The sequence below is a fragment of the Stenotrophomonas sp. HMWF023 genome, from assembly GCF_003060985.1.
GTDB lineage: Bacteria > Pseudomonadota > Gammaproteobacteria > Xanthomonadales > Xanthomonadaceae > Stenotrophomonas > Stenotrophomonas lactitubi.
Genome location: NZ_QAIJ01000032.1, coordinates 1 through 9,465, shown reverse-complemented (window position 1 = coordinate 9,465; position 9,465 = coordinate 1). Strand labels below are relative to the sequence as shown.

The window sequence follows — 9,465 nt, the reverse complement described above, 5'->3', positions numbered from 1 at the left end:
CCTGTAAGCTCGGTCGCGCCATCCATGGCGCTCACGCCCCCGCAACCGGACCCACCCCGCCTTCGACAGATTCCTGCGATCTGTCGGAATGGCATGGCCTGCTCTGGGTGGGTGTCGACCTTGGTCGACACGGTGATCCACGCCGTGCGTGGATGCTCTTCGTTCAATTGTCGAAATATTTGATTTCGATGGAGATCCATCCACGCATGGCGTGGATCTACCAACCGTCGTCGGGAAACTGTCGAGGGTGGGGCGGTGTGGGCCTGCAGGACCGTTGGCGCCATGGATGGCGCCATCGAGCCCCCATGGATGGGTTCACGGCGTGTCCTGCAGGCCCACACCGCCCCGCCATCCCACGGAATGCCGCTTCGGCCGTTGCTTCGGCTGTGGCTTGAAAGCTTCTGCAGGTGCAGGGCGCAGCCCTGCCTAACACCCCCCACTACGGTAGTGTGAGGCGATGCCGCGCTGCAGCTTGGCTGCACCGGATATTTGATTACACTTGAAACTTGTTTGCCCACGACTCCGGACACCCACCATGAAGCTTGGTTCCTTGAAGGAAGGCGGCCGCGACGGCACCCTGATCGTCGTCTCGCGTGACCTGCGCCACGGCGTACGCGCCACCGGCATCGCCGCCACCCTGCAGTTGGCCCTGGAGGACTGGAGCCATCTGGCTCCGCGCCTGAACGCCCTGTATGACTCGCTTAATGCCGGTGACGCCGATGGCGTGTTCGACCTGGACCCGCAGGCCCTGGCCGCGCCGATGCCGCGTGCCTATGAATTCGTTGATGGCAGCGCCTACCTGCCGCACGTCGAGCGCGTCCGTCGCGCCCGCGGCGCCGAGGTGCCGGAGAGCTTCTACAGCGATCCGCTGATGTACCAGGCCACCAGCGCCGGTTTCTACGGCCCGCGCGATGCGGTCAAGGTGGTCAGCGAGGACTATGGCATCGACCTGGAAGCGGAAATCGTGGTCATCACCGACGACGTGCCGATGGCGGCTACCCCGGAGCAGGCCGCCGGCCACATCCAGCTGATCGGCCTGGTCAACGATGTCTCGCTGCGCAACCTGATCCCGGGCGAGCTGGCCAAGGGCTTCGGTTTCCTGCAGTCCAAGCCGCGCTCGGCGTTGTCGCCGGTGTTCGTCACCCCCGATGAGCTGGGCGCTGCCTGGCAGGACAGCAAGGTGCACCTGCCGCTGCTGACCCACATCAACGACAAGTGGTTCGGCGCGCCGGAAGCCGGTGTCGACATGCAGTTCAACTTCGCCCAGCTGGTCGCGCACGCGGCGAAGACGCGTCCGCTCAGCGCCGGCACCATCGTCGGCTCGGGCACCATCGCCAACGAAGACACCAGCAAGGGCGCGTCCTGCTTCGCCGAACAGCGCGTGGTGGAAACCCTGCGCGACGGCAAGCCGAGCACGCCGTTCATGTCCTTCGGCGACGTGGTACGCATCGAGATGCTCGACGCCGCTGGCAACAGCATCTTCGGTGCGATCGAGCAGCGCATCGAGCAGGCGGCCAAGCCCTGAGCATGGAGGCGGCGATGGAGATTCCGGTCGACGACGGCATCGTGCTGTACACCTACTGGCGATCCAGCGCCGCCTACCGCGTGCGCATCGGTCTGGCATTGAAAGGCCTGGCCTTCGAAGCTCGACCGGTGCACCTGGTGCGCGAGGGCGGTGAGCAACACCATGACGCCTACCGCGGGCTCAACCCGCAGCAGCTGGTGCCGACGCTGCTGCATGACGGGCACGTGCTGACCCAGTCGCTGGCGATCCTGGAGTATCTGGAAGAGCGCTTCCCGCAGGTGCCGCTGCTGCCGGCCGATGCCGCTGGCCGCGCACGGGTGCGGGCGCTGGCGCAGCTGGTGGCCTGCGACATCCATCCGATCAACAACCTGCGGGTGATGCAGTACCTGGAGCGCGATCTGCAGCAGCCGGCCGATGCACGCACACAATGGACGCTGCACTGGATGGCCGAGGGCTTCGCGGCGATGGAGACGATGCTGGCCGCCAGCGCGGACACCGGCACGTTCTGCCACGGTGACCGCCCGGGTCTGGCTGACATCTGCCTGTTGCCGCAGATGTACAACGCGCACCGCTTCGGTCTGGACCTGGCGCCGTACCCGATCCTCCGCCGGATTGAGACCGCCTGCCAGCAGCTGGACGCCTTCACGGGTGCACGCCCGGAAAACCAGATCGACGCTGCCTGACGTGCCGCTGTGCTCGCCGGGCATGGCCCGGCGCTACCGGTCTCCGTCGCGCGGTAGTGCCGGGCTATGCCCGGCGGGCGCGGAATCGGCCACCAGCAGCTGCCGCAGGTCGTCGCGGAACAGCCTGTAGGCGTCCTCGCGCCGCGTTTCATCCTTCTGCCGCAGCACCCAGGCCGGATGCACCGTGGCGTAACCACGGGTGCCATCCTCCAGCGTGAGCCAGCGGCCACGGTCGCGCATCAGGTTGAAGCCGCTGCCGAACAACGCGGTTGCTGCCGTAGCACCCAGGCAGACGATCACCTGCGGTTTCACGCGTGCTATCTCGCCCTGCAGCCACGGCCGGCAGGCATGCACATGACGGCTCTCAGGGCGCTTGTGCAGGCGCACCTTGCCGCGCCGTTCGTGGTGGAAATGCTTCACCGCGTTGGTCAGGTACAGCGTGCTGCGCTCGATGCCCAGTTCCTGCAGCGCGCGGTCCAGCAGCTTGCCCGCCGGTCCCGCAAAGGGGCGACCACTGAGGTCCTCGACATCGCCGGGCTGTTCGCCCACCAGCATGATGCGTGCATCGGCACGACCTTCGCCGAACACGGTCTGGGTGGACGCTTCCCACAATGGGCACTGCCGGCAGGCAGCCGCTTGCTGACGCAGTACCTGCAGGCTGCCATCGTCCGCATCGGCATCGGCTGCACCGCTCGGTCGTGTTGGAATACGTCGCTGCGGCGCCTGCGCCGGCCGATCGTGCATCTCCTGCACGCGGCTGGCCGCATCGCGCACAAGGCCAGGCAGCAGCTGCGCTTCGGGAAGATGCTTCCAGTATCGGGTGGGCATTTCCTGCTGCATCATCCGCGTGTTGAGCCGCGCCGGATTGAAGATGCTGGCGTAATAGGTCTGCCACAGCGTTTCGCGTGCGTCTTCGGCGGGGGCATCCTGGCGGGTGCCGCCATCGCCGAACCATAGCGCGCTGCCATCCCACTGCACGCTGCGCGTGGGCGTCAGGATCGCCCAGCGCATGCCGGCGAAACGGCGGGCGAAGAACGGTGCAACGCGGTCGACGATGTTGTGATCGGGCTCGAACCAGGCGATGAACGCGTCTGTCTCGCCGGGCACCTCACGGAAGCGCACGAAGGCCTTCATCTTGTGCGTATCGCGGCGCACCGCCTGCGCCAGCGCCATCAAACGCAGCACATCGGCATCGGCAGGATTGGACAGCACCGTACGTTCGCCGTGGGCGATGCGCCACAGCAGGCGATACAGCAACGGCAGGCGCTGCGGATCGCGATGGCACAGGCAGGTCGCGGCCAGTTCCACGAAGTCGCGTGGCACGTTCGGTGCGGTGGCGTCGTCCGGCAGCGGCGCCTGCTGTACGGCCGGCGCATCCAGCAATGACGGCTCGGAATCCACCAGCCAGTCCAGTTGTTCAGGGCGCACGCCGCGCAGCAACGCCTCCCGCGCTGCGTTGCGCCAGGCGTCCAGTGACCACGGCGGGTCCACCCGCAGCGACCAGCGCTGCATCTCAGGCAGCGGGCGCGGCATCGAACAGCGAGCCCTGGCGGGGCGGCGGGGCCAGCTTCGCACGCAGCGCTGCCGGATCATCCAGCGCGTTGCGGGGATGGTGGTCGGCCAGCTGCACGAACGGCAGCAGTTTGCTCATCGGCGCCTTCAGCCGGGCCAGGTCGGTCACCCGCAGGCGGCCGTGGCGGCGCGCCATCAGCACGCGTTTGACGTTGCGCACGCCCAAGCCGGGTACCCGCAGCAGCAGCTCCTTCGGTGCAAGGTTCAGGTCCACCGGGAAGCGCTCCGGATGGCGGATCGCCCACGCCATCTTCGGATCGATGTCCAGGTCCAGCATGCCGCCCTGGGTGGTGTCGGTGATCTCCTCCACGCCATAGCCGTAGAAGCGCAGCAGCCAGTCGGCCTGGTACAGCCGGTGCTCGCGCTGCAGCGGGGGCGGTTGCAGCGGCAGCTGGCGGCTCGCATCGGGAATCGGGCTGAAGGCGGAGTAGTACACCCGGCGCATGCGGTAGTTGCCGTAGAGGCTGTCGGCGCTGTTCAGGATCTGCTGGTCACTGGCACCGTCGGCGCCGACGATCATCTGCGTGCTCTGCCCGGCAGGGGCGAAGCGGGGCGGGCGAGGGCGTGCGCTGCGGGTGGATAGCGGGGCGATCACCGCCGGCGCCTTGCGGGCCTCCTTGGCTTCTTCAATGCGCCAGCGCAGCTCACCCATCGCGCCGCGGATCGATGTGCTGGTCTTTTCCGGGGCGAGGGTGGCCAGGCCCGCTTCGGTGGGCAGTTCAACGTTGATCGACAGGCGATCGGCGTAACGACCCGCAGCGGCCAGAAGCTCGGGCGATGCCTCGGGGATGGTCTTCAGGTGGATGTAGCCGGCGTACCGATGCTCCTCGCGCAGCCGTCGTGCCACCTCCACCATGCGTTCCATCGTGTAGTCCGCATTGCGGATGATGCCGCTGGAAAGGAACAGGCCCTCGATGTAATTGCGCTTGTAGAAGTCCAGGGTGAGCGTGACCACCTCGTCCACGCTGAAACGCGCGCGCTGCACGTTGCTGGACACCCGGTTCACGCAGTAAGCGCAGTCGTAGACGCAGAAGTTGGTCAGCAGGATCTTCAGCAACGACACGCAGCGGCCATCGGGCGTGTAGCTGTGGCAGATACCCATGCCTTCGGTACTGCCGATGCCGCCAGAAGCACGCGAATCGCGCTTGCCCGCGCCGCTGGAGGCGCAGGACGCGTCGTATTTTGCGGCGTCGGCAAGGATGGCCAGCTTGCGTATGGTTTCCATTGAAGGAACCTACGGACAAGAGGTCTCATTGGATGAGACCGCCCCTTAATCCTTCAGAATTCCGCCGGGCATGGCCGGCGCTACCGGACGCGTGGTGGTAGCGCCTGGCCATGCCCGGCGGGCGTGCGGTCAGAACCCGTGGGTAATACTCGGCGCGCCGGCCGAGAAGTCCGCATACGGATCATGCTCGCCGCTGCCGCCTTCGGACAGGCGGAACTTCAGCGCCAGCCCATCGCGTGAGTCGGCCGCGCGCAGTGCTTCTTCCTGATCGATGGTGCCGTTCTTGGCCAAGCGGAACAGGCACTGGTCGAAGCTCTCCATGCCTTCTTCCAGCGAGGCCTCCATTGCTGCCTTGATCTCGTGCACCTGGCCGCGACGCAGCAGGTCGCGGATCATCGGCGTGTTGATCAGCACTTCGGTGGCCGGCAGGCGGCGCCCCTCCTTGTTCTTCACCAGGCGCTGGCTGACCACCGCACGCAGGTTCAGCGCCAGGTTCATCAGCACGTTCTTGTGCGCGCTTTCCGGGAAGAAGTTGAGTATGCGCTCGATGGTCTGGTCGGCGTTGTTGGAGTGCAGGGTGGCCAGGCACAGGTGGCCGGTTTCGGCGAAGGCAATGGCGGCCTCCATCGTTTCCGCATCCAGGATCTCGCCGATCAGGATCACGTCGGGTGCTTCACGCATCGCATTCTTCAGCGCGTCGTGGAAGGTATGGGTATCGAGCCCGACCTCGCGCTGGTTCACGATCGACATCTTGTGCTTGTGCAGGTACTCGATCGGGTCCTCGATGGTGAGGATGTGACCGGTGGTGGTGCTGTTGCGATGGTCGATCATCGACGCCAGCGAGGTGGACTTGCCGGAGCCGGTGGACCCCACCACCAGCACCAGCCCGCGCGGGGTCATGATGACGTCCTTCAGCACCTGCGGCAGGTTGAGCTCTTCGATGCTCGGAATCCGGCTGCGGATGGCGCGGATGACCATGCCCACTTCACCGCGCTGCTTGAACACATTGACGCGGAAACGCCCGGCATCGGCCAGGGCGATGGCCATGTTGAGCTCCAGCTCGCGCTCGAACTGGGGCACCTGGCCCTCGTCCATCAGCGAGTAGGCGATTTTCTTCACCATTCCCGGCGGCAGGCCGGTATTGCCGAGCGGATACAGCTTGCCCTCGATCTTGATGTAGACCGGCGCGCCGGTGGTCAAGAACATGTCCGAAGCGTTCTTTTCGGTCATCAGCTTCAGGAAGTAGCCGATATCCATTGCGAATTTTCCCCAACGAAACTGCCGGTGCCCGTTGCAAGCACGGTACCGGCTTGACGACAATGGCCGCGAACCGACAACCGGTACGGCCTCCCCAATGAAACGACTTAGCTTCGCACGAATGCGCCACAGCCTGTATGTGATGGCGTTTGCATTCGCACTCTCTGCCCCCGCCTGGGCGCAGGACGGCGCGTTGGAACTGGCGCAGGCCCGGCAGGCGGTGGACAAAGCCACCCAGGCCGATGCCGACCAGTACGCCCCGGACCTGATCGGGCTGGCCCGTCAGGGACTGGAGCAGGCCCAGCGTGCCGCGGGCGACCGCCGCGAGCGCAAGAACGCACCGGCCATGGCCCTGCGCGCTGCCGTTGACGCCGATCTCGCCCGCGCCCGCAGCGAGGAAGCCACGGCGACCGCACAGCTGCAGCTGCGCCGCAACGAGGTCAACCAGCTGCAACGCCAGTTGTCGACCGGGGAGGACCGCCGATGAAGACGATCTCCGCCCTGACCCTTGCCACACTGCTGGCCCTGCCGACGCTGGCCCTGGCCGCGGACAACCCGATGGTCGGCCAGCTCAGCCAGCGCCTGCTGTCGATCCAGGCCAATCCGGACACCGCCGAGCTGGGCGCCTTCGAGCGCATGCAGGCGCAGCAGGCCATCGCCACCCTGGAGAAGGCCAAGCGCCGCGACCAGGAACTGGCCACCTACCTGGCCGAGCGCCGGGTCGAGATCGCCGAGACCGCCGTAAGGGCTGCGCTGGCTGCGCGCGAGGTGGACCGCCTGGAGCGCACCCGCAGCGACCTGCTGATCGAGGCCAGCCGCCGCGATGCCGCCCGCGCCCGCCAGGAAGCCGAGCAGCTGCGCATGCAGGCGCAGATGCAGGCAGAAGAGGCCGAACGCCTGCGCCAGGCGGCCGAGGCCGAGACCCTGGCCCGCCAGGATGCGGAGAACGCCCTGACCAGCGTGGCCGGCAAGCAGCAGCAGCGCCTCAGCTCGGCCCAGCAGAACGCGGCCAAGCTGGCCCGTGAGGAAGCCGAGCTGGTGTCCGGGCAGAAGCTGCCGGGCTCGAAGTTCGATGGCCGCGGCGAGGTCTTCACCTTTGCCGGTGACGCCTACGCTGCCGGGGCCTCGAGCCTGTCCGCTGGCGCCCGCAACCAGGCCAAGGCCCTGGCCGAGTACGTGAACATCGGCAAGAAGGGCAGGATCCGCATCGAGGCCTACGACAGCGCCAATGGCGTCGGCCAGAAGCGGGCCGAGGCACTGCGCGATGCGCTGGTCTCGGCCGGCGTCGCCAGCAGCCGGATCCAGGTCGCTGGCAAGAAGGGCGCCTCCACCCGGGCCCGCTCGGCCGAGGTCGTGATCGCCCCGTAATTGCTTGATATCGTTTGTTTTTCGTTGTGTTGAGTATTCAGCCTGAACCCCGCCTCGGCGGGGTTCGGTCTTTTTGCCGCAGGGGCTTGAACCCGGTCCAGAGCAAGCGTAGGGTCAATTGTCCGGGACGCAATAACGCGGACCGGACGATGGGAGGGCCGGGCCGATGCAAGCAGGGCGCGAACCGCAGCAGATCGACGTGCGCAGGCCAGTGCCGCGCGTCATTGTGGGCACCCATGTGGGCATCGACCGGCACTCCTCCATGAACAACGCCCCGTGCCTTGCGGCCGGGGCGTTCGTGTATCTGTCGAAGGAGGTCCATCATGTTTGAAGATCAGCCCCAGAGCGAGATCGACGCCCGTCGCGCGCGCGATCCGGAGTTCCGGTCACTCCATGACCAGCACCGCAAGTTGAACAAGAAGTGCATGGATGCGGAGTTGGGTGTACTCCCGATCGATGATGTCACCCTGGGTCGAATGAAGCGCGAGAAGCTGCTGGCCAAGCAACGCCTTCTGCGAATGTATGAAACACCGCTCGCAACGTCGTCCCCCACGCATTGACGCACCCCCGTCGTGCCAGGAATGGCATGACCCGGCCATCGATGGCCCTGCCAGGCACTCCTGACCTGGCAACGCGGCGCCGCTGAACGCAGACGTCGCGCCAAGGCACCACATGCGGTGGTGCCTTGGCTCTGCAGGCACGTCCCCCGATGCGGGCGGTACCGGTCTCCTCGTCGATCCGGGGCCGTCCGCATCCCTTTTTCCGTGGGCCGCCGCCTTGGCATCGAACCGGCCTGACTTTCGTCGCCATCCGTCGGATAATCATCGGTCCGGCCCTGCGTGGCGCGAACCGAAGTCCCCCGAATGCCCATCCATTCTTCCGTGCTCGAACTCATCGGCCAGACCCCGATCGTCAAGGCCCAGCGCCTGGATGCAGGCGTCTGCGAGCTCTACCTGAAGCTCGAAAGCGCCAACCCGGGCGGGTCGATCAAGGATCGCATCGGTCTGTCGATGATCGAGGCGGCAGAAAAGCGCGGCGACCTGAAGGCCGGCGCCACCCTGGTCGAAGGCACCGCCGGCAACACCGGCCTGGGCCTGGCGCTGGTGGCCCAGCAGAAGGGCTACAAGCTGATCCTGGTGGTCCCGGACAAGATGAGCCGGGAAAAGATCTTCAACCTGAAGGCGATGGGTGCCGAAGTGCGCCTGACCCGCTCGGACGTGGCCAAGGGGCACCCGGAGTACTACCAGGACCTGGCAAAGACCATCGCCGAGCAGACACCGGGCGCGTACTTCATCAACCAGTTCGGCAACCCGGACAACCCGGCCGCACACGAATTCGGCACCGGCCCGGAGATCCTCGAGCAGATGGGCGGCGATCTGGATGCCATCGTGTTCGGCTGCGGCAGCTCCGGCACCATGACCGGCCTGTCGCGCGCCTTCGCCAAGCTGTCGCCGAAGACCGAGCTGGTGCTGGCCGACCCGGTCGGCTCCATCCTGGCCGAATACATCAACGACGGCGTGCTCAACGACAAGTCGGGCAGCTGGCTGGTGGAAGGCATCGGCGAGGACTTCCTGCCCTCGATCTCCGATTTCAGCCGCGTCACCAAGGCCTATGCCATCACCGACGCCGAGAGCTTCCATACCGCGCGCGAGCTGCTGGCCAAGGAAGGCGTCCTTGGCGGATCTTCCACCGGCACCCTGCTGGCGGCGGCGCTGAAGTACTGCAAGGAGCAGACCACGCCGAAGAAGGTGCTGGTGCTGGTGCCGGATACCGGCAACAAGTACCTGTCGAAGATGTACAACGACTACTGGATGCTGGACAACGGCTTCCTTGAG

9 protein-coding genes are annotated in these 9,465 nt (G+C 66.3%); 6 read left to right on the top strand and 3 right to left on the bottom strand.

From position 1 onward, the window contains the following. Positions 1 to 535 precede the first annotated feature (535 nt). Together DBR20_RS01415 and maiA are read left to right on the top strand one after the other, a co-directional pair. Entirely contained in the window at positions 536 to 1,525 is a 990-nt protein-coding gene (locus tag DBR20_RS01415; protein ID WP_108264931.1) for a fumarylacetoacetate hydrolase family protein, read from the top strand. Between the two features lie 14 nt (positions 1,526 to 1,539). After that, complete coding sequence (gene maiA, locus DBR20_RS01410; RefSeq protein ID WP_108264932.1) at positions 1,540 to 2,208, top strand: maleylacetoacetate isomerase; 669 nt, start codon at positions 1,540 to 1,542, stop codon at positions 2,206 to 2,208. 33 nt (positions 2,209 to 2,241) lie between these two features. Here the strand turns inward: maiA and DBR20_RS01405 are convergent, their stop codons facing one another. From DBR20_RS01405 to DBR20_RS01395, 3 genes are all read right to left on the bottom strand, one after another. Continuing rightward, on the bottom strand, positions 2,242 to 3,741 hold the full coding sequence (locus DBR20_RS01405; protein WP_108264930.1) for a UdgX family uracil-DNA binding protein: 1,500 nt from the start codon (positions 3,739 to 3,741) through the stop codon (positions 2,242 to 2,244). After that, the gene (locus DBR20_RS01400) at positions 3,722 to 5,005 is read right to left on the bottom strand and encodes a putative DNA modification/repair radical SAM protein (RefSeq protein ID WP_108264929.1); all 1,284 of its coding nucleotides are present in this window, start codon (positions 5,003 to 5,005) and stop codon (positions 3,722 to 3,724) included. The genes DBR20_RS01405 and DBR20_RS01400 overlap by 20 nt, the downstream gene beginning before the upstream one ends. Positions 5,006 to 5,134: 129 nt before the next feature. Continuing rightward, positions 5,135 to 6,262 carry a PilT/PilU family type 4a pilus ATPase gene (locus tag DBR20_RS01395; RefSeq protein ID WP_100554661.1) on the bottom strand — a complete coding sequence of 376 codons (1,128 nt, stop codon included), beginning with the start codon at positions 6,260 to 6,262 and terminating at the stop codon, positions 5,135 to 5,137. Between the two features lie 121 nt (positions 6,263 to 6,383). Between DBR20_RS01395 and DBR20_RS01390 the strand changes: the two genes are divergently transcribed. The 4 genes from DBR20_RS01390 to DBR20_RS01375 all read left to right on the top strand — a co-directional run. Further along, positions 6,384 to 6,749 (top strand): DUF4398 domain-containing protein, encoded by a 366-nt coding sequence (locus DBR20_RS01390; protein ID WP_089238584.1) that lies wholly within the window; start codon positions 6,384 to 6,386, stop codon positions 6,747 to 6,749. Further along, positions 6,746 to 7,630 (top strand): OmpA family protein, encoded by an 885-nt coding sequence (locus DBR20_RS01385; protein ID WP_108264928.1) that lies wholly within the window; start codon positions 6,746 to 6,748, stop codon positions 7,628 to 7,630. The genes DBR20_RS01390 and DBR20_RS01385 overlap by 4 nt, the downstream gene beginning before the upstream one ends. Before the next feature lie 323 nt (positions 7,631 to 7,953). Further along, entirely contained in the window at positions 7,954 to 8,190 is a 237-nt protein-coding gene (locus DBR20_RS01380) for a YdcH family protein (RefSeq protein ID WP_108264927.1), read from the top strand. Between the two features lie 303 nt (positions 8,191 to 8,493). Continuing rightward, positions 8,494 to 9,465 (top strand): PLP-dependent cysteine synthase family protein (locus tag DBR20_RS01375; RefSeq protein WP_108264926.1); only part of this gene is annotated, 972 nt, incomplete at its 3' end.

Excerpts from the sequence above, each read along its gene's own strand:
- DBR20_RS01415 (WP_108264931.1), top strand. The coding sequence starts at position 536 with ATGAAGCTTGGTTCCTTGAAGGAAGGCGGCCGCGACGGCACCCTGATC.
- maiA (WP_108264932.1), top strand. The coding sequence starts at position 1,540 with ATGGAGATTCCGGTCGACGACGGCATCGTGCTGTACACCTACTGGCGA.
- DBR20_RS01405 (WP_108264930.1), bottom strand. The coding sequence starts at position 3,741 with ATGCCGCGCCCGCTGCCTGAGATGCAGCGCTGGTCGCTGCGGGTGGAC.
- DBR20_RS01400 (WP_108264929.1), bottom strand. The coding sequence starts at position 5,005 with ATGGAAACCATACGCAAGCTGGCCATCCTTGCCGACGCCGCAAAATAC.
- DBR20_RS01395 (WP_100554661.1), bottom strand. The coding sequence starts at position 6,262 with ATGGATATCGGCTACTTCCTGAAGCTGATGACCGAAAAGAACGCTTCG.
- DBR20_RS01390 (WP_089238584.1), top strand. The coding sequence starts at position 6,384 with ATGCGCCACAGCCTGTATGTGATGGCGTTTGCATTCGCACTCTCTGCC.
- DBR20_RS01385 (WP_108264928.1), top strand. The coding sequence starts at position 6,746 with ATGAAGACGATCTCCGCCCTGACCCTTGCCACACTGCTGGCCCTGCCG.
- DBR20_RS01380 (WP_108264927.1), top strand. The coding sequence starts at position 7,954 with ATGTTTGAAGATCAGCCCCAGAGCGAGATCGACGCCCGTCGCGCGCGC.